At 63.8% G+C, this 18,232-nt stretch carries 19 protein-coding genes and 1 tRNA gene; 15 read left to right on the top strand and 5 right to left on the bottom strand.

Annotated elements, in window-relative coordinates; all coding sequences use genetic code 11:
* Both KCG44_RS04430 and KCG44_RS04425 read left to right on the top strand, forming a co-directional pair.
* Entirely contained in the window at positions 1-429 is a 429-nt protein-coding gene (locus KCG44_RS04430) for a hypothetical protein (RefSeq protein ID WP_218444459.1), read from the top strand.
* A gap of 164 nt (positions 430-593) precedes the next feature.
* Positions 594-1,463, top strand: coding sequence for a CPBP family intramembrane glutamic endopeptidase (locus KCG44_RS04425; protein WP_218444457.1), 870 nt, complete (start codon positions 594-596; stop codon positions 1,461-1,463).
* On the opposite strand, the gene KCG44_RS04420 is transcribed toward KCG44_RS04425, so the two are convergent.
* Positions 1,460-2,614 carry an aminotransferase class V-fold PLP-dependent enzyme gene (locus tag KCG44_RS04420; protein WP_218444456.1) on the bottom strand — a complete coding sequence of 385 codons (1,155 nt, stop codon included), beginning with the start codon at positions 2,612-2,614 and terminating at the stop codon, positions 1,460-1,462. The genes KCG44_RS04425 and KCG44_RS04420 overlap by 4 nt on opposite strands.
* A gap of 65 nt (positions 2,615-2,679) precedes the next feature.
* On the opposite strand from KCG44_RS04420, the gene radC reads away from it, so the two are divergent.
* The gene (radC, locus tag KCG44_RS04415; RefSeq protein ID WP_255536298.1) at positions 2,680-3,360 is read left to right on the top strand and encodes a RadC family protein; all 681 of its coding nucleotides are present in this window, start codon (positions 2,680-2,682) and stop codon (positions 3,358-3,360) included.
* A 61-nt stretch (positions 3,361-3,421) separates the two neighbouring features.
* On the opposite strand, the gene KCG44_RS04410 is transcribed toward radC, so the two are convergent.
* Complete coding sequence (locus tag KCG44_RS04410; RefSeq protein WP_218444455.1) at positions 3,422-3,895, bottom strand: hypothetical protein; 474 nt, start codon at positions 3,893-3,895, stop codon at positions 3,422-3,424.
* 131 nt (positions 3,896-4,026) lie between these two features.
* Between KCG44_RS04410 and purB the strand changes: the two genes are divergently transcribed.
* The 4 genes from purB (at position 4,027) to KCG44_RS04390 (ending at position 10,182) form a co-directional block, all read left to right on the top strand.
* Positions 4,027-5,325, top strand: a complete 1,299-nt coding sequence (gene purB / locus KCG44_RS04405) for an adenylosuccinate lyase (RefSeq protein ID WP_218444454.1) — start codon at positions 4,027-4,029, stop codon at positions 5,323-5,325.
* Positions 5,326-5,656: 331 nt separating this feature from the next.
* Entirely contained in the window at positions 5,657-7,063 is a 1,407-nt protein-coding gene (locus KCG44_RS04400) for a dihydrolipoyl dehydrogenase family protein (protein ID WP_218444453.1), read from the top strand.
* Between the two features lie 246 nt (positions 7,064-7,309).
* On the top strand, positions 7,310-8,626 hold the full coding sequence (locus KCG44_RS04395; RefSeq protein WP_218444452.1) for an amidohydrolase: 1,317 nt from the start codon (positions 7,310-7,312) through the stop codon (positions 8,624-8,626).
* Between the two features lie 110 nt (positions 8,627-8,736).
* Positions 8,737-10,182, top strand: coding sequence for an aldehyde dehydrogenase family protein (locus tag KCG44_RS04390; RefSeq protein WP_218444664.1), 1,446 nt, complete (start codon positions 8,737-8,739; stop codon positions 10,180-10,182).
* A 41-nt stretch (positions 10,183-10,223) separates the two neighbouring features.
* Here the strand turns inward: KCG44_RS04390 and KCG44_RS04385 are convergent, their stop codons facing one another.
* Positions 10,224-10,457, bottom strand: a complete 234-nt coding sequence (locus KCG44_RS04385; protein WP_218444450.1) for a hypothetical protein — start codon at positions 10,455-10,457, stop codon at positions 10,224-10,226.
* 121 nt (positions 10,458-10,578) lie between these two features.
* On the opposite strand from KCG44_RS04385, the gene KCG44_RS04380 reads away from it, so the two are divergent.
* Complete coding sequence (locus KCG44_RS04380; protein WP_218444449.1) at positions 10,579-12,387, top strand: ABCB family ABC transporter ATP-binding protein/permease; 1,809 nt, start codon at positions 10,579-10,581, stop codon at positions 12,385-12,387.
* Positions 12,388-12,524: 137 nt separating this feature from the next.
* On the opposite strand, the gene hisD is transcribed toward KCG44_RS04380, so the two are convergent.
* Together hisD and hisG are read right to left on the bottom strand one after the other, a co-directional pair.
* Positions 12,525-13,808, bottom strand: a complete 1,284-nt coding sequence (gene hisD, locus KCG44_RS04375) for a histidinol dehydrogenase (protein ID WP_218444448.1) — start codon at positions 13,806-13,808, stop codon at positions 12,525-12,527.
* Positions 13,801-14,454 (bottom strand): ATP phosphoribosyltransferase, encoded by a 654-nt coding sequence (gene hisG / locus KCG44_RS04370; protein WP_218444447.1) that lies wholly within the window; start codon positions 14,452-14,454, stop codon positions 13,801-13,803. Before hisG ends, hisD begins: the two co-directional genes overlap by 8 nt.
* 73 nt (positions 14,455-14,527) lie before the next feature.
* On the opposite strand from hisG, the gene KCG44_RS04365 reads away from it, so the two are divergent.
* The 7 genes from KCG44_RS04365 to KCG44_RS04335 all read left to right on the top strand — a co-directional run bounded on the left by KCG44_RS04365 (position 14,528) and on the right by KCG44_RS04335 (position 18,175).
* Positions 14,528-14,857: a hypothetical protein gene (locus tag KCG44_RS04365; protein ID WP_218444445.1), complete on the top strand. Its 330-nt coding sequence runs from the start codon at positions 14,528-14,530 to the stop codon at positions 14,855-14,857.
* Between the two features lie 133 nt (positions 14,858-14,990).
* Complete coding sequence (locus KCG44_RS04360) at positions 14,991-16,049, top strand: DUF2332 domain-containing protein (RefSeq protein WP_218444444.1); 1,059 nt, start codon at positions 14,991-14,993, stop codon at positions 16,047-16,049.
* 76 nt (positions 16,050-16,125) lie between these two features.
* Positions 16,126-16,344, top strand: a complete 219-nt coding sequence (gene infA, locus KCG44_RS04355) for a translation initiation factor IF-1 (protein ID WP_218444443.1) — start codon at positions 16,126-16,128, stop codon at positions 16,342-16,344.
* Between the two features lie 22 nt (positions 16,345-16,366).
* Positions 16,367-16,942, top strand: coding sequence for a Maf family protein (locus KCG44_RS04350; protein ID WP_218444442.1), 576 nt, complete (start codon positions 16,367-16,369; stop codon positions 16,940-16,942).
* Complete coding sequence (locus tag KCG44_RS04345; protein ID WP_218444441.1) at positions 16,935-17,861, top strand: Rne/Rng family ribonuclease; 927 nt, start codon at positions 16,935-16,937, stop codon at positions 17,859-17,861. The genes KCG44_RS04350 and KCG44_RS04345 overlap by 8 nt, the downstream gene beginning before the upstream one ends.
* Positions 17,845-18,042, top strand: coding sequence for a DNA gyrase inhibitor YacG (locus KCG44_RS04340; protein WP_218444439.1), 198 nt, complete (start codon positions 17,845-17,847; stop codon positions 18,040-18,042). The genes KCG44_RS04345 and KCG44_RS04340 overlap by 17 nt, the downstream gene beginning before the upstream one ends.
* 57 nt (positions 18,043-18,099) lie before the next feature.
* Positions 18,100-18,175: transfer RNA gene (locus KCG44_RS04335), tRNA-Phe, on the top strand.
* Positions 18,176-18,232: the final 57 nt, after the last annotated feature.

The following is an 18,232-nucleotide window of genomic DNA, read 5'->3' as shown; positions in this document are numbered from 1 at the left end:
ATGCGACCATCACCGATCATCTGGTTCGAACGCCTGATCTTCGCTTCGTTGCTGATCGAGGCGGTTCACTCTTATCTGTCGCGCGAACAATTGCTCGCCGACGCTGGCGGCATGGGATTTTCCCCTGCCGCGTTCGTTGTCATCGTCCACATTGTCGTGGGCGGCCTGCTGATATGGCTGACGCTGCTTGTGTCGCGGCGGCGCAGCAAGGCCGCGATGTGGGTGTCCATCATCCTGTTCATGGTCGGACTGCCCTTTACCTATGACATGATCGCAGCCGACAATTCCGTCTTTGCGAATGTGCTTCTCGTCCTGCAGCTTCTCGTCGGCCTTATTGCCTACGGGCTGCTGTTCACACCGTCCGCGCGGACGTGGATGAACGGAATATCTGGATCAGCCGACGCCGTGATCGACGACGAATTCAGCTAAAGGCAAGGATGCGGCCCCGGACACAGGCTTGGATCAGGTCCCACACAGACATTATGCGTTCCGGCACGATTTTGAGGCAAAATACATCGCCCGCTGCTGGCGGTATCGACCGGGATCGACCGAGCTGTTAATCGTTTCCCGTCAATAGCAGCAGCGGGCCATTCATGCTTCTCCTTCATCGCCGCTCTTCGCTCATCCTGCGCCTGCTCTTATTCCCGCTCTTGCTGGGCATTTTGGTCGCCCCGGCTCTGCTGATCACCAGCCAGGTGCTGCAGCTCTTCTGCGGCACATTGATCTTCATCGGTCTGCTGGCGGTATGGGCGCGGAAGGTCGATCAGGTCGATATCCGTCGATACGGTCTCGCCCTTGAATCGCGGGGACTATGGGATTTCCTCGCAGGGATCGTGATCGGCACGGCTGCGGTCGCTGGCATCTTCGCATTGTCTTTCATGCTCGGTTTTGTTCAGACGTTCGGAGTCAACGGATTCGCCGTCGCCCTTCCCTTGCTGCTGCTCCTCGTCAACACCCTGCTCGTGGCCTTGTGGGAGGAGGCGTTTTTCCGCGGCTTCCTGCTGATCAATCTGTCCGAAGGTTTGGGGAATGTCCTGGGGCCCCGGAACGGCGTTGCCGCGGCGGTGCTGATATCGTCCGTCCTCTTTGGCATGGCCCATGCGTTCACGGATCACTTTTCGTGGCCGGCTTTTGCCATTCTCACCATGAACGGAATGGTCTGGTGCATACCCGTTCTGCTGACGGGAAGGCTTGCAATATCCGTTGGCCTGCATGCGTCGTGGAATTTCGCCCAGTTGAAAATCTTTGGTTTCGCGATGAGCGGCAATGCGCCCACCGATGCCTGGATGTCGGTCGATCTGGCCGCGCCTACCTTCTGGTCAGGCGGCGATTTCGGTCCGGAGGCGGGGCTGATGGGCGTCATGGGCCTTATCTTCATGCTCGCGATCACATGTCTTTACTGCGTGCTGACCCGGCGCGGGCGCATCCCGCCATTTAAAGACGTGAAGCGGCAAGGGACTTAAGTCCCGCTGGCCACGGGCTGGCTGCATGTACGCAAAACGCCGATCAGGCGCTGTGCGTCCTCATCCGTCGTCCACAGATGCGGCGTGACCCTTAACGATGTGCCGCGCGCCGACACGAACACGCGGCTGGCGGCCAGACGTTCCGGCAGATCGTCCGGCATCCCACCGGGAAAACCAAGGGACAGGAAATGCGCCGCGCGGTCAGGCTCGTCCCGCGCGGTCAGACCCATAAGACGCGCGGCCTCCGCCAGCGTCGCGGTGCGCGCGCCGAGCGTGTCGGCGATATTTCCGGCGCCCCATTGATCGATCAGATCGAGCGCCGCGCTCGCCCCCATGAGTAATGGCGGGTTCGATTTTTCGCCCATGTCATAGCGGCGGGCCCCGGGCTGGTAGCCGTCCTGATAGTCCGTGAGCCGCGCGAAATTTTCGCTGCCGATGCGGTTCATCCAGTTTTCTTCGATGGGCCGGCCGTCCTGCCATCTCGGCGCGACGTACATCATGCCGATGCCATAGGGGCCAAGCAGCCATTTATAACATGCGGCGACCATGAAATCGGGCTGTACCGCGGCAAGGTCGAACGGCATCGCGCCGAGCGACTGGGTCAGATCGAGAACCAGCGCGGCACCGACCGCCCGGCACGCCTCTCCGATCGCAATCAGATCGAGCGCGCCGCCATCGACCCAGTGGCAGTGCGGCACGGCGACGATACCGGTGGCAGGCGCGATCGCGCCCAATACCGCGTCGGTCCATGAGCCGCCCGACCGCCGCGCCGTGACGATCTTGGCACCGACCCTGGCGGCCATCGTTCGCCAGCCATAGACGTTGGAAGGGAACTGCGCCTCAAGCGTCACCACCTCCTGACCCTTCGCCAGCGGCAGGTTCTGCGCGGCCACGGCAAGTCCATAGCTTGCGGACGGAATGATGGCCATGTCCCGCGCCTCCGCGCCCACCAGCCGTGCGCAGCGCTCCCGAAAGGCTTCCGAAATCGAAAAGAACAGATCGGGCGTATAGGTCCAGGGCCGCGCCTTATAGGCCGCCCCTTTCGCAATGGCGGCGCTCACCTGATCCGCCAGCGGGCTCATATAGGCGCAGTTCAGATAATGGACATCGTCCGGAATATCGAAACGGTGACGCTGGCACGGAATCGTCATGGATCGCTATCTGCTGCGCGCCGCGCGCACTGGCAACCTTTCCTTCATCGTTGCATAAGCGCAAAATGGACGACGCAAAGGCGAGACAGGGCCACCGGGAACGGCTGCGGCAGCGTATGCTGACAGGCGGCGGTGACGGGTTTCACGATTATGAACTGCTGGAATATGTTCTGGCGCTCGCGAAGCCGCGGCAGGATACGCGCACGCTTGCCAAGCTGCTGATCGACCGGTTCCAGACATTTGGCGGCGTCGTGTCGGCGGATCCGGATGATCTCAAATTGGTGGACGGCGTCGGCGACAGCGTGGTCGCCACGCTCAAATTCCTGCAAACGGCGTCCGTGCGGCTGTTGAAGGGCAGGATTGCAAAGCGCCCCGTCCTTGGCAATTGGCAAGCGGTCGAGGATTATCTGCACGCACAGATGGCGCACAATCCGCGCGAGGAATTCCGTGTGCTGGCGCTCGACGGGCGCAACGTCCTGATCCGCGACCAGAAGATGACGGAGGGGACCGTCAACGAAACGTCCGTCCATGTGCGCGAAGTGATCAAGCTGGCACTCGATCTTGGCGCCACCTCCATCATTCTGGTGCACAATCATCCCTCCGGCGATTCCAAACCCAGCCGGGACGACATTGCGCTGACGGGGCAGATTTCCGACATATGCCGCGCGCTCGGCATCGGCCTGCACGACCACATCATCGTCGCAAAGGGTGGCAGTTCCAGCTTCAAGACGCTCGGCCTGCTCTAAAGCGCGAAAAAAGGCGGCGCGGGCAGGGTATCCCGGCGCGCGCCGCCTTTCTCTTTACAGCTTATTCGGGCTTTGCCGCCTTCTTCATCGCGTCGATTTTGTCATCGACCAGATCTTCATTCAGGTCGGCCCGTTCTTCCATCAGCTCGGCCTTCGCGTCGACGATTTCCGCTGCCTGCTCGGCTTCCTCTTCTGCGATCTCCTCAGCGGCCTCTGCCGCCTCTTCCGCCTGCACTTCGGGCGATTCATCGGCGGCTTCGGCGATTTCCTCGGCCTGCTCCGCCTTTTCCTCGGCGACTTCCATGCGCGCGTCGAATATCTCGCGCGCCTGCTCGATGTCTTCCTTCGTCATTTCGGCGGCGGCTTCACCGCGTTCCTCGGCCATTTCCGGTGAAGTCGCGGCGGCGGCCCTGGCGTCCGCCATCGCGGCGGCTTCGGTCGCCGTCATCTTGTCATGGCCGCCTTCATGCGGCTCGGCAAGGACAGGGGCCGCGATCATCAGGGCGGCGGCGGCGGTCATCGTCGTGAATTTCATCTGACTCTCCATTTGTTTCGCAAGTTTTTGCGGCGTTGACAAAAAAACGGGCGGCGGCGCGGCAAGGTTCCGTTGCCGCCCTCGGCCCACCTTGCTAGGCGCGGCGCTCACCTCATTCAGGAGCCTGAAACATGATTCCCCGCTATTCCCGCAAGGAAATGACCGACATCTGGGAACCGGAATCCCGCTTTCAGATATGGTTCGAGATCGAAGCGCACGCGATGGATGCGCTCGCCGAGCTTGGCGTCGTTCCGGCCGAGGCGGCAAAGGCCGTATGGGAACGCGGCGGCTTTGACATTGACCGCATCGACGAGATCGAGCGTGAGGTGAAGCATGACGTCATCGCCTTCCTGACCAGCCTCCAGGAACATGTCGGTGACGAAGCCCGCTTCGTGCATCAGGGCATGACCAGTTCCGACGTGCTCGACACCTGCCTGAACGTGCAGCTGGTGCGCGCCGCGGACATTCTCATCGCGGATATCGAAAAGCTGTTGGTGGTGATCAGGCGCCGCGCCGAGGAGCATAAATATACGCCCACCATCGGCCGCTCACACGGTATCCATGCGGAGCCGACGACCTTCGGCCTGAAACTGGCGCAGGCCTATGCGGAATTCGACCGCAATCTGGCCCGCATGAAGCTCGCCCGCGCGGAAGTCGCCACCTGCGCCATTTCCGGCGCGGTCGGAACGTTCGCCAATATCGACCCGCGGGTCGAGGAGCATGTCGCCAGGAAAATGGGCCTGACGCCGGAGCCGGTCTCCACCCAGGTCATCCCCCGCGACCGTCACGCGATGTACTTCGCTACCATGGGCGTGATCGCCTCGTCGGTGGAACGTCTTGCCGTGGAAATCCGCCACCTGCAGCGTACCGAAGTCCTCGAGGCCGAGGAGTATTTCTCCCCCGGGCAGAAGGGTTCGTCGGCCATGCCGCACAAGCGCAATCCGATCCTGACGGAAAACCTGACCGGCCTTGCGCGGCTGGTGCGCGGCTATGCGGTGCCCGCGATGGAGAACGTCGCGTTGTGGCACGAGCGGGATATCTCGCATTCCAGTGTCGAACGCATGATCGGCCCCGATGCGACCGTCACGCTGGATTTCGCGCTGGTGCGCCTGACCGGTGTCATGGACAAGCTGCTGATCTATCCCGAACGCATGCGCAGGAACATGGACCGCATGGGCGGGCTCATCCATTCACAGCGGGTGTTGCTGGCCCTGACGCAGGCAGGCGTCAGCCGCGAGGATTCCTATCGCCTGGTGCAGCGCAACGCGATGAAGGTCTGGGAATCCGATGGCGCCGAAAGCCTGCTGGAGCTGCTGAAAGCCGACCCCGACGTTACCAGCGCGCTTTCCGCAGAGGAAATCGAAAGCCGCTTCGACCTCGATTACCACATGAAGCATGTCGACACGACGTTCGACCGGGTATTCGGCTGAGCGCATATCGAGCCGACACGCGTTCTTTTCGTCTGCAGCTTGAACCGTTGGCGCAGTCCAACGGCCGAGCAGCTTTTTGCCGACCGCCCGCTGAATAACGCCCGGAAAGGATCGCAATGAAAAAAATACCTTCGTGCGGAACCTCGTTCAAAGTGCGGTGTTCTATAGTCGGTCCGTCCAACAGCCCCCCCCAATGTTTCCGGGCGGATCCAGTTTAAAGCGGGGCCACGGAAACGCTCCTCCCCCCATGAGCGTTTCCGTGGCCCTCTTTTCGTTTTCACCCTAGGGCAGCTTTCGTAACCAGCGGCGCTGGCAACACGAAAGGCAGGGTATGACCCATAATTACGACATCGCAATCATCGGTGCCGGATCAGGCGGCCTGTCCGTGGCCAGCGGCGCGGCGCAGCTTGGCCTGAAGACCGTTTTGTTCGAGGCTGACCGCATGGGCGGCGACTGCCTGAATGTCGGCTGCGTGCCGTCGAAATCGATCATTGCCGCCGGGCATGCCGCGCACATCGCGCGCACCAGTGATAAATTGGGCGTGACAGCGGAACCCACAATCGATTTCGCCCGGTCGATGCAGCATGTGCACGATGTCATCGCGTCCATCGCGCCGCATGACAGTGCCGAGCGCTTCCAGGGGCTCGGCGCGCATGTCGTTCAGCAGCGCGCCCGCTTCACCGGCCCCGCAACCCTCGACGCCGGCGGCGAAACCTACACCGCGCGCCGCATCGTCATCGCCACCGGCAGCCGCCCGATGATCTTCCCGATCCCCGGCCTTGCCGAAACGCCCTATCTGACGAACGAGACGATCTGGGACCTCAAGGAACGCCCGGACCATCTCATCATTCTGGGCGGCGGGAATATCGGCATCGAACTCGCGCAGGCCTTCCGCCGGCTTGGCAGCAGGGTCAGCATTGTCGAGCGCGACATCATCATGGCCAAGGACGACCCCGATCTCGTTTCCGTCGTGCGCACCGCGCTTGATGAGGAGGGCATCGTCATCCACGAAAATGCCGAGGTCGAGCGCATTGATGGCGGCGCGGGCAGGGTCGCCCTGACCCTGAAAGACGGCGCGAACGTAACCGGCACCCATGTGCTCGTCGCCACCGGCCGCAGGCGCAACACCGACGACCTTGGCCTGGAACTGGCGGGGATCGAGACGGAGCGCGGTGCCATCAGGGTCGATGCCCGGCTCCGCACCAGCAACAAAAAGGTGTTCGCCATCGGCGACTGCCGCGAGGGGCCGCAATTCACCCACGCCGCGGGCTATGATGGCGGCATCGTCATCCGCAACATTGTCTTTCGCATTCCCGCAAAGGCGAGCTACGACGCCCTGCCCTGGGTGACGTTTACCGACCCGGAACTCGCCAATGTCGGCATGACCGAAAGAATGGCGCGTGACCGCGGCATGCCCGGCATTCAGATCCTGCAGGCGGCCATGGCGGACAATGACCGCGCCAAGGCTGAGGACAAGCCGATGGGCAGGATCAAGATCGTCCTGTCAAAGGGAAAAATCGTCGGCTGCGGCATCGTCGGCACCAGCGCAGGCGAACTCATCCACCCCTGGTCGCTGGCCATCGCGCAGGGCCTGAAGCTCAGTCAGATGACCGGCTACATCGCACCATACCCAACGCTGGGCGAGATCACGAAAGCGGGGACCAACCAGTATTTCACGCCCAAGCTGTTCAACGACCGCGTGCGCTGGATCGTCGGGCTGCTGAAGCACCTGCCATAGGACGGGGCGGTTTCGCTGGTTGGGACCACATTTGAATTCGATCATCCCGAGCGCATTCGAAGGATGCACTCTCTTTTCGCAGTGAGTCGGGGGGCGTCCCTCGACTGCGCTCGGGAGGACTGAATCTGGGGGATTGCCGCCGCCCCATCACGTCACCCGGCTTTCGCCGGAGCGACGATGGTCCTAAGGTCAGGCCAGGGCGGCCTTGTTCGCGCGAGGTCGCAATTGTTTCCCAGGGAGTCCCACATGCGCCACGTCGCCATCGCCGCCGCCCTCATCGGCACCGTTCTTTCCGCCCCGGCCGCCGCCGATGAACTCTCCGATGCCGTCGCCGCCGACACCCCCTATCTGCTCGACCTCTACAAACATCTGCACGCCAACCCGGAAGTGTCGGGACAGGAAATCGAAACCGCCGCCCGCATGGCAAGCGAGCTGAATGCCCTTGGCTTCAGGGTGACCGAACAGGTCGGCGGCACGGGCGTTGTCGGCGTCATGGCAAATGGCAACGGACCGACGGTCATGATCCGCGCGGACATGGACGGCCTGCCCGTTACCGAGGAAACCGGCCTTCCCTATGCCAGCAAGCGGACCGTCACCGTGAAATCCGGCGGCACGTCAGGTGTCATGCACGCCTGCGGCCATGATATTCACATGTCGAGCTGGGTCGGCACGGCGCGCTATCTGTCTGGCAACAGGGACGCATGGTCCGGCACGCTCGTCATGATCGCGCAGCCTGCGGAGGAAACCGGCCTTGGCGCGAAGGCGATGCTGGACGACGGCCTCTATGAACGCTTCCCAAGGCCTGACCACGCCATCGCCCTGCACGACGCCGCGCAATTGCCTGCCGGACAGATCGCCATGGTGCCGGGCTTTGCCATGGCAAATGTCGACAGCGTCGATATTGTCGTCCACGGCGAAGGCGGCCACGGTGCCTATCCGCATACGACGAAGGACCCGATCGTGGTCGCCGCACGGATCGTGGGATCGCTGCAAACACTGGTGTCGCGCGAAACCAATCCGCAGGATCCGGCCGTGGTCACGGTCGGCGCATTCAACGCGGGTACCAAGCACAACATCATCCCCAATGAAGCGCGACTGCAGATCACGGTGCGGTCGTATACGGATGCGGTGCGCGAACATCTGCTGACCGGTATCCGGCGCATCGCCGCCGCCGAGGCGCAGGCCGCGGGTATTCCGGAGGACAAGATGCCCGATGTCAGCTGGGAGGACATCTATACCCCCGCCACCTTCAACACGATCGAGCAGACCGAAGCGCTGGAAGACCTGTTCCGCGCCCGCTTCGGCGAAGACCGCGTCATCCGCGCGACGCCGGTCATGGGCGGCGAGGATTTCAGCCGCTACCACCGCGCCGACCGCAATGTCGAAAGCACGCTATTCTGGGTCGGCGGCGCACGCGCGGAGGCCATCGAAGCCGCGGGCGGCGACATGACAAAATTGCCTTCGCTGCATTCGTCGAAATGGGCACCGGACCCCGCGCCCACGATCACGACGGGCGTCGAGGCGATGACCGCCGCGGCGCTCAGCCTTTTCGCAGGAAGCTGACAATCCGCCTTGCCGCGTCCGCGCCTCCTTTATTGAGAGGCGCGGGAATGCCGCGCGCGCTATATTGTCCAGTCAGAGACAGCCACATCACATGACGAGGAATGAGCGATATGCGCGACTATATGAAATTCTACATTGACGGTGCGTGGGTGGACCCGGCGCCGGGCGCAGGCTCAGCCGATGTGATCAATCCGGCGACAGAAGAACCCGCGGGCCGGATCGCCATGGGCACCGCCGCCGATGTCGATGCCGCTGTCGCCGCGGCAAAGGCAGCCTTCACGACCTTTTCGCGCACCAGCCGCGAAGACCGCATCGCGCTTCTGGGCGCGATCATGGGTGAATATCAAAAGCGGCAGGACGAAATGGCCGCCGCCATCACGGAGGAAATGGGGGCGCCCGCATGGCTGTCCTCCAGCGCGCAGGCCGCGCTCGGCATGGCGCATTTCAACACTGCGATGGAAGTCCTGAAGGGTTATAATTTCCATGAGGAACGGGGCACCACCGCGATCGTCAGGGAGCCGATTGGCGTCTGCGGCTTCATCACACCGTGGAACTGGCCGGTGAACCAGATGGCGTGCAAGATCGCGCCGGCGCTGGCGACCGGCTGCACAATGGTGCTGAAGCCATCCGAAATCGCGCCTTTCTCCGGCTATCTGCTGGCGGAGATCCTGCACGCGGCGGGCGTGCCCAAGGGTGTCTTCAACCTCGTCAATGGCGACGGGCCCACCGTCGGCAGCGCGATTTCGAAGCATCCCGACGTCGACATGGTCAGCTTCACCGGTTCCACCCGCGCGGGCATCGCCGTTGCCAGGGATGCGGCACCCACGGTCAAGCGCGTGCACCAGGAACTCGGCGGGAAATCGCCCAACATCCTCCTCGACGATGACGGCTTCGCCGATGCGGTATCGCGCGGTGTGTCAGGCGTGATGATGAACAGCGGCCAGTCGTGCAATGCGCCGACCCGCATGTTCGTCCCCGCCGCCCGCATGGACGAGGCGATCGGGGTCGCCAGGGCCACGGCGGAAGGCTGGGCACCGGGCGACCCCAATGGCAATGCCAAGATGGGACCCGTCGTTTCCGAAACCCAGTTCGACAAGATTCAGGACCTGATTCAGAAGGGCATTGACGAGGGCGCTGAACTCATCACCGGCGGCGTCGGCCGTCCCGACGGCCTCGAAAAGGGATATTATGTGAAGCCGACAATATTCGCGAACGTGAACAATGAAATGGCCATCGCGAAGGAAGAGATTTTCGGGCCGGTCGTCTCGATCCTTGGCTATGATAATCTCGACCAGGCCATCGATGAAGGCAATGACACCGAATACGGCCTCGCAGCCTATGTGCAGGGGACAGACATGGAAAAGGTGCGCGAGGTGGCGTCGAAACTACGCGCAGGCCAGGTCAACATCAACGGTGCCGATATCGACTTCATGGCGCCGTTCGGGGGCTATAAGATGTCGGGCAATGGCCGCGAATGGGGCGACCATGCGTTCGGCGAATTTCTGGAGACGAAGGCCGTTCTTGGCTACCAGCCGCGGCAACAGGCCGCCGCATGACGTGAATATCGGGGGGCGAGCCGGTGCGCTCGCCGCCGATGCTAGCCGAGTGCCTTGTTCTGCGCCTTGGCGCGCTTGGCCAGCTTTTCGCGGCCATCGCATTCAATGGTGACGACGGGGAAGTCAATATCGGTAAGCTTGCGCAGAACACCCGGAGCGGCAGCATGGCACGCATCCACGCTTCCGAAATTCGCGTCGACGATGCTGACGGTTTCGCAGGTGCCGGCCGTATGGCCGCACCCCAATATTGCCATGGCTACAAATACTTCCTGCATCGCATCGTCCTTCCGGCTACACAACGGGCATAGGCGTTCCAGGTTCCGTCTAAGCGTGAGCTTCGTCACGCGGCGTTCGTGTCTCTGGCGATGGTAACCATTTATCCCCATATGAATATTCATGGCATCCGAACGGCGGCTTCTGCTCCGCTTCCTCCCTTATTTGTGGCCTGAAGGCCGAACCGACCTGAAATGGCGGATTGGCGGCGCGCTTTTCATGGTGCTGGCATCGAAAGCCGTCATCCTTGCCATGCCGTTCGCCTATAAGGCCGCCATCGACGCGATGAGCGGCGAGGCGGGCGCCGTCGGCGCGGGTGAAAGCGCGCTGTGGGTCGCTGTCTCGATGGTCGTCGCATATTCCGGCGCACGTTTCGGTGCGACCCTGTTCGACAATGCCCGCAACGCGATTTTCGAAAGCGTGGGGCAGGCGGCCGTCACGAATTTCGCCATCGACGTCTTCCGGCACATGCACAGGCTCAGCCTGCGCTTTCATCTGGAGCGGCGCACCGGCGCGCTGACCCGGATCATCGAGCGCGGGACGAAGAGCATCGATTCCATGCTCTATTTCCTGCTGTTCAATATCGTTCCCACCTTCCTTGAACTGGCGGTGGTGTGCGGTATTTTCTGGATAAAGCTTGGCCCGCTCGCCGTGCTCGCCATGCTGGTCGCCGTCGCCAGCTACATCCTGTTCACATGGCGCATCACCGAATGGCGGCAGCAGCTGCGCCGTCAGATGGTCGAGGACGACAACGCCACCGCCCAGCGCGCCGTGGACAGCCTCCTCAACTACGAAACCGTCAAATATTTCAACGCTGAGGAACGCGAAACGCGCAATTACGACCGCGCGGCGTCGAAATATCGCGACAGCGCGGTCAAGAACGAGACGTCCCTTTCCGCGCTGAACATCGGTCAGGCGCTCATCACCAATCTGACCATGGCGGGCGCGATGGCCTATACAATCTGGAACTGGAGCCAGGGCAGGATGACGGTCGGTGATCTGGTCCTGGTCAATACGCTCCTTATGCAGCTTTTCCGCCCGCTCGACGCGCTTGGCTGGGTCTATCGCTCGATCAAGCAGGGCCTTGTCGATATGGAGGAGATGTTCCGCCTGATCGACACGCGGGCCGAGATCGCCGATCCGCCGGGAGCCGCTCCGCTCAGCGTGAATGGCGGCGCGGTGGCTTTCGAGGATGTCCATTTCCGCTACGAGGCGGATCGCGCGATCCTGCGCGGCATCAGCTTTTCCGTCCCTGCCGGCGCGACGGTCGCCGTCGTCGGTCAGTCGGGGGCGGGCAAATCAACGCTCAGCCGCATCCTCTATCGCTTCTACGACATTGAAAGCGGCCGGGTCACGATCGACGGGCAGGACATTGGCGCCGTCACGCAGGGATCGCTGCGCGCGGCCATCGGCATCGTGCCGCAGGACACCGTGCTGTTCAACGACACCGTCGGCTACAATATCGGCTATGGCCGCGAGGGGGCGAGCGCAGCGGAAATCGAGGCGGCCGCCCGCGCCGCGCAAATCCACGATTTCATCACGAGCCTGCCCAAGGGCTATGACACCATCGTCGGCGAGCGCGGCCTGAAACTGTCAGGCGGCGAGAAGCAGCGCGTCGCCATCGCCCGCACCATCCTGAAGGACCCGCCCATCCTGATTCTGGACGAGGCGACCAGCGCGCTCGACAGCCATACCGAGGGTGCGATTCAGGACAGCCTGCGCGCGGCGCAGCAGGGCCGTACGACGCTGACCATCGCGCACCGGCTGTCAACGATCACCGACGCCGACGAAATCCTCGTCATGGCCGATGGCGAGATCGTCGAACGCGGCACGCATGCCGCGCTACTGGCGCAGGCTGGGATCTACGCCGACATGTGGGCGCGTCAGCAGACGGAGGGCGATATCGTCGATGACAGCGGGGCGAAGGTGTGACGGCGGAAACACCTCACCCGTAACCCGATCATCCTAAGCGCAGCCGAAGGATGATCCGATTGGCGAATTGCACTCAAATATTCACGTCATACCTGCCGACGCCGGGGTGACGGAATCGGGGGTACACCCCCCCAACCTCAAAACCGCCGCGTGACCGACAGCGCGTGCGCGGGCAATCCCTCGGCCTCCGCCAGGGTCGCCGCGGCAGGCCCGATGGCGGCAAATCCGGCATCGGAACAGGCCAGAAACGTCGTCCGCTTCATGAAATCCGCAACGCCAAGCCCGCTGGAAAACCGCGCCCGCCGCCCGGTTGGCAGCGTGTGGTTCGGCCCCGCCACATAATCGCCAATCGCCTCGGGTGTCATATAGCCCATGAAGACGCTGCCCGCGTGCCGCACGCGTTGAAACAGCGTCTCTGGATCGGCCACGGCCAGCGCCAGATGTTCCGGCGCCAGCGCATCGATCAGCGGCACGGCATCGCCCAGCGCCGCCACGGTGATGATGGCGCCGTGCGCGTCCCAGCTTTCCGCCGCCACCGCCTTTGTCGAAATATGCGCAAGCGCGCGCGGCACCGCCGCTGCGACGGCATCCGCCAGTTCAGCCGAATCCGTGATCAGGATGGCCTGCGCGACCGGATCATGCTCCGCCTGACTGAGGAGGTCGGCGGCCAGAATGTCGGCATCGGCGCCCTTATCGGCCACGACGAGGATTTCCGATGGCCCGGCCACCATGTCGATGCCGACGCGGCCATAAAGCTGCCGCTTCGCCTCTGCCACATACGCATTGCCGGGACCTGTAATGACGTCCACAGGCGCGATCGTTTCAGTGCCATAGGCGAGCGCGGCCACGGCCTGCGCCCCGCCCACGCGGTAAATCTCGTCAACACCCGCCAGCCGCGCCGCCGCCAGCACCAGCGGGTTCATGCGGCCATCCGGCGTCGGCGTCACCATGACCAGGCGCTCCACACCCGCCACCTTCGCCGGAATCGCGTTCATCAGGACCGACGAGGGGTAGGTCGCCCGTCCGCCCGGAATATAGACCCCCGCCGCATCGACCGCGGTGTACCGCCAGCCCGTGCGATTGCCGTCCGTATCGACCTGCTCGTGTCCGGCGGGCCGCTGCGCCTCGTGAAATATCCGGATGCGCGCCGCCGCCAGTTCCAGCGCCGCCATCAGGTCCGGGGCGACCTCCGCGCACGCCGCATCCATTTCGGCCTGCGTAATCGCAAGACCATCTGCCGCCACATCGATCCGGTCGAATTTCCGGGTCAGAGACAGCAGCGCCGCATCGCCGTCCGTCCGTACCCGTTGCAGGATGCCCCGCACCGCATCCGACACATCGGTATCGGCCTCACGCCCCGCCTCGACAAGCGTGCTGAACCGTTCGGCAAAACCGCTTGCCGACGCGTCGAGCCTAAGCATCGACCGCCTCGCGGAACCGCGCCAGCCAGTCGGTCATGACCTCGGCCTTCCGCTTGAAGGATGGGCGGCTGACGATCAGGCGGGAGGAGACGTCGGCGATGACCTCCACCTCGACCAGGCCGTTTTCCTTCAGCGTCTGACCCGATGACACCAGATCGACGATACGGTTGGTCAGGCCCAGCCTCGGCGCCAGCTCCATCGCGCCGTTCAGCTTCACGCATTCCGCCTGCACGCCCCGCGCGGCAAAGTGGCGGCTGGTGATGTTCGGATATTTGGTGGCGACGCGCACATGGCTCCAGCTGCGCGGATCGTCATCCTCGGCCAGCGCCTTGGGCTCCGCCACCGACAGGCGGCAGCCGCCAATCTTCAGATCCACGGGCGCATAGAGCGCTTCATAGCCGAATTCGTCGATCACGTCGGAGCCGACAATACCGAAATCCGCTGCGCCATGCGCCACGAATGTCGCCGCATCGAAGGCACGCACACGGATCAGCGACAGCCCGGGCACGTTCGTGCCGAACTGCAGCGCGCGGCTCGCCGGATCGTGAAAATCGGCATCGGGCTCGATGCCCGCCCTGGCGAGCAGCGGCAGCGCTTCCTTGAGGATACGCCCCTTGGGGATGGCAAAGATCAATGTATCAGTCATGACAGGTTCGCTTCATCTTAAGTCCGCTGCTATAGCGAGGGGCAATTATGCCGCAAGCAGGGGTTCACCGAACGTGAAAAAGAACAGCAGGAAGGCGCGGGCCTTCTCACCATTTGACAACCTGACGCAGGCGATGAACATCTCGCTGATGTGGGGCGAAACCATGGCGGCGAGCGCCTATGTGCTGACGAAACGGGCGAATATTCTCTACGGTGCCGCGGAAAATCCCGTAAATGCCGATATGACCGAAATCGGCCGCATGATCCCGGAAAAGATGCAGGCCTTTGGCAAGGGATTTGCCGACATGGGCAAGGCCAGTTCCCCCATGGACGCCGCCGCGCGCCTGCTGAAGCCCGTGCACGCGACCGCGACCGCCAACGCGAAACGCCTGAGGCGCGGTTGAGCGGAGGGGGCCGCCGCCACATGTCACCCCCGCGAATGCGGAGGCACCGTGCTGCCCGCAGGGCATTTCGGTATCGGTATCGGTATCCGCATTCGGCTATGCACGGAAATGAGGCAAATCCAGGCGGTTCCGCATGACCGACTGGCGAACGATCTTCCATGAACAGGCCCGCTGGTGCGAGACGATGGGCGCGCCGTTCATGGCCCTTCTTTGCGATGCCCTGCCTGGCGCCTTGACGGGCGATGCGGATTTCTCCCGCCGCATCCGCGAATGGCCCGGGGACGAGGCGCACGCCACGAAGGACGCCCTCGTCATGCGTGTCACCGGCGCCCTCAACGCCGTCCGCCGCGCCGGCAGGCTGCCGCAGCTTGACGCGTTATATCCGCCCGCGGCAATGCCTGGCCGCGACCAGCTCGCCGCGGCGTTGAAGGCTGCGATTGCCAGCGTGGATGCGGACCTCCTGCCCTGGCTCGGCAGCGCGCCGCAGACGAACGAAGTCGGGCGTTCGGGCGCGCTCATGCCGGGCCTGATGACCATCGCAGCCGAAACCGGCCTCACCATTCGCCTGTTCGAAGTGGGCGCAAGCGCGGGCCTCAACCTGCGTCTCGACGACTATGCCTATGATTTTGGCGGGCTGAAGATGGGAAATCGCAGCTCCGCCGTCCGGATCAGGCCCATATGGCGGGGGATGCAGCCCCCCGCTGCCGAGGTCCGCATCACCGAACGCCGCGGGGTCGACCTCAACCCGCTCGACGTCACCGACGAGGCCACGCGCGCCGCCCTCATGGCCTATGTCTGGCCTGATCAGCAGGAACGCGTCACCCGCCTTGAGGCCGCCCTGGCCCGCGCCGCCGCGGATCCGCCCCCGATCGACAGGGGCGACGCCGCCGCCTGGACGGAGCGACACCTGCACCCGGCCCCCGGTACCGTCACCGTCCTGATGCACAGCGTTGCCCTGCAATATTTCCCCGCCGACTCGCAGCGCCGCATCCATGACCACATGACGCGGATCGGCAACACCGCCCCGGCGGACGCCCCGCTCGCCTGGTTGTCCTACGAGATGGCCGAGGTCGGCAAACCCATGCACGTCGACCTGACGCTGTGGCCCGCAGGCGAAAAGCGCCTCCTCGGCCTCACCCACCCGCATGGCACCGAGATCGAGTGGCGACACGCGGCATCGCCCAAAAATTGAAAATCTTGCCTTCCGCCCCCATTTGCTAGAGGAGAGCGCGCTGATTGCGGCGCACAAATGGATAAGAGGATTAGGTTTGGCCAAAGAAGAACTCATCGAGATGAACGGCAAGATTACGGAGCTCCTTCCGAATGCTATGTTCCGTGTCACGCTCGAAAACGGCCATGAAGTGCTGGGTCATACGGCGGGCAAGATGCGCAAGAATCGTATTCGCGTGCTGGTCGGCGACGAGGTTCTCGTCGAGCTGACGCCCTATGACCTGACCAAGGGTCGTATCACTTACCGCTTCAAATAGTGCGCGCCGGGCAGGCTTGCCTGTGACAGTGCCCAAGCTTGTTCTGGCCTCGTCCAGCCCGCGAAGGCGGGAATTGCTGGCGCAGATCGGTGTCGTGCCGGATCGTATCCAGTCGCCCGATATCGATGAAACCCCGCATGCGGGCGAGCTTCCGCGTATCTACGCAGCGCGCATGGCCGCGGAAAAGGCCGCCGCCGTGCCGCGCGAAGCGGGGGAATGCGTACTTGCCGGCGACACCACCGTCGCGCTCGGCCGCCGCATCATGCCGCCTGCGAGGGACAATGACACGGTTCGCGCCTGCCTGAAGCTGATGTCCGGGCGCAGGCACCGGGTTTTCTCCGGCGTCGCGCTCATCGCGGCGGACGGGACGCTGCGCCGGAAGCTTTCCGAAAGCATCGTCAAGTTCAAGCGCCTGTCGAGCGCCGAAATCGACGCCTATGTCGACAGCGGCGAGGGGCTCGGCAAGGCGGCGGGCTATGCCATTCAGGGCCGCGCTGCCGCGCTGATCCCATTCATGTCGGGCAGCTATACCGGCGTCGTCGGCCTCCCCCTTCTGGAAACGCGCACGCTGCTGCTGACTGCCGGATTCCATGTCTGACGGCTGGATTTGCGAGCGCGGCATTGGGGAAACCCGCTTCGCGCTGGTCGAGGACGGCGAGATCGCCGAAGCCCATATCGACCGCGCAGGCGAGCTTCGCTTCGGCAGCGTGCATCAGGGCCGCCTGACCAGGAAGCTTGGCCGGGGCGGAGAGGCGGATATCGCCGGTGAAACCGTCTTCCTGCCCGCCTGGCCCGAAGGGCGGACCGAAGGGGCGGCAGTTCCCCTGCGGATCGAGCGCGAGGCCATTCCGGAACGCGGCCGCGCCCGCAGCGCAAAAGCGGTAATGACCGATGCCGCCGCCGCGGTTCCGCAGGCGATGACAGGAGACCTGGAGGCCGCCGGCTGGTCGAACCTCATCGACGACGCGCGCACCGGCGTGATCGCCTTTAATGGCGGCCTGCTGACCATCGTGCCTACGCCCGCGGGCACCACCATCGACATTGACGGCAGCCTTGCCATGGAGGCGCTCGCCCTTGCAGGCGTACAGGCGGCGGCGCGCGCGGTGCGCAGGCTCGGCATCACCGGCTCGATCCTGATCGATGTGCCTGGTGTTGAAGGCAAGGCGGCGCGCCAGCGTATCGCGGCTGCCTTTGACCGCCTGCTGCCCCTTCCCTTCGAACGCACCGGCATAAATGGTTTTGGCCTGCTGCAGGTGGTGCGTCCGCGCCGCCGTCCCTCCCTGATGGAGCGCGCGCAGAACCAGGCCGCCGCAACCGCCGCGCTCGACCTGCTGCGCCGCGCCGAAAGGGCAGGCGCGAAACATCATCTGGATCTGAGCGCGGGCCAGGCGGTTCGCGACTGGCTGGCCGCCCGGCCCGCGCTGATTGAGGAGCTTTTCCGGCGCACCGGTGTCGCGCCCACCTTGAATTCAAAGGGGCACGACCCTTTATGGTGGGGCGATGTCAGTGCGAATTAACCAGACCCGCGGCGCCACCTGCCCGATGTGCGGAAATCCCGCCACGGCCGCCGCGCGCCCCTTTTGCTCACCCGTCTGCCGCGATCGCGACCTGCTGAAGTGGCTGGGCGAGGATTACCGCGTGCCGGTCGCTCCCGAAGAAGAGCCGCCGGACATGTCCGAAGCGCTGGACAATCCCTGATCACGGCCCTATGTCCGCGCCTTCGCCACGGCCATTTCGCCCGTTGACGAACCCCGTGCCCGGGTAGCTCAGTTGGTAGAGCATGCGACTGAAAATCGCAGTGTCGGCGGTTCGAATCCGTCCCCGGGCACCATTTTTTCAAATGACGCGGCCTGGTGGTGCTAACGCCAGATGCCGTCCCTGAATCCCG

The sequence above is a fragment of the Pacificimonas pallii genome, from assembly GCF_019204005.1.
GTDB classification, from domain to species: Bacteria; Pseudomonadota; Alphaproteobacteria; order Sphingomonadales; family Sphingomonadaceae; genus Pacificimonas; species Pacificimonas pallii.
Note: the sequence above shows the minus strand (reverse complement) of the source record. Positions and strands in the feature narration are given on the sequence as shown.

What these genes read in the sequence shown, in the direction of transcription:
- KCG44_RS04420 (WP_218444456.1), bottom strand. Translation starts at nt 2,614, where the DNA reads ATGACGATTCCGTGCCAGCGTCACCGTTTCGATATTCCGGACGATGTC.
- KCG44_RS04395 (WP_218444452.1), top strand. Translation starts at nt 7,310, where the DNA reads ATGCGCCACGTCGCCATCGCCGCCGCCCTCATCGGCACCGTTCTTTCC.
- KCG44_RS04390 (WP_218444664.1), top strand. Translation starts at nt 8,737, where the DNA reads ATGCGCGACTATATGAAATTCTACATTGACGGTGCGTGGGTGGACCCG.
- KCG44_RS04385 (WP_218444450.1), bottom strand. Translation starts at nt 10,457, where the DNA reads ATGCAGGAAGTATTTGTAGCCATGGCAATATTGGGGTGCGGCCATACG.
- KCG44_RS04410 (WP_218444455.1), bottom strand. Translation starts at nt 3,895, where the DNA reads ATGAAATTCACGACGATGACCGCCGCCGCCGCCCTGATGATCGCGGCC.
- KCG44_RS04340 (WP_218444439.1), top strand. Translation starts at nt 17,845, where the DNA reads ATGTCAGTGCGAATTAACCAGACCCGCGGCGCCACCTGCCCGATGTGC.
- KCG44_RS04400 (WP_218444453.1), top strand. Translation starts at nt 5,657, where the DNA reads ATGACCCATAATTACGACATCGCAATCATCGGTGCCGGATCAGGCGGC.
- KCG44_RS04430 (WP_218444459.1), top strand. Translation starts at nt 1, where the DNA reads ATGCGACCATCACCGATCATCTGGTTCGAACGCCTGATCTTCGCTTCG.
- purB (WP_218444454.1), top strand. Translation starts at nt 4,027, where the DNA reads ATGATTCCCCGCTATTCCCGCAAGGAAATGACCGACATCTGGGAACCG.
- radC (WP_255536298.1), top strand. Translation starts at nt 2,680, where the DNA reads ATGGACGACGCAAAGGCGAGACAGGGCCACCGGGAACGGCTGCGGCAG.
- KCG44_RS04345 (WP_218444441.1), top strand. Translation starts at nt 16,935, where the DNA reads ATGTCTGACGGCTGGATTTGCGAGCGCGGCATTGGGGAAACCCGCTTC.
- KCG44_RS04425 (WP_218444457.1), top strand. Translation starts at nt 594, where the DNA reads ATGCTTCTCCTTCATCGCCGCTCTTCGCTCATCCTGCGCCTGCTCTTA.
- hisG (WP_218444447.1), bottom strand. Translation starts at nt 14,454, where the DNA reads ATGACTGATACATTGATCTTTGCCATCCCCAAGGGGCGTATCCTCAAG.
- KCG44_RS04360 (WP_218444444.1), top strand. Translation starts at nt 14,991, where the DNA reads ATGACCGACTGGCGAACGATCTTCCATGAACAGGCCCGCTGGTGCGAG.
- KCG44_RS04380 (WP_218444449.1), top strand. Translation starts at nt 10,579, where the DNA reads ATGGCATCCGAACGGCGGCTTCTGCTCCGCTTCCTCCCTTATTTGTGG.
- hisD (WP_218444448.1), bottom strand. Translation starts at nt 13,808, where the DNA reads ATGCTTAGGCTCGACGCGTCGGCAAGCGGTTTTGCCGAACGGTTCAGC.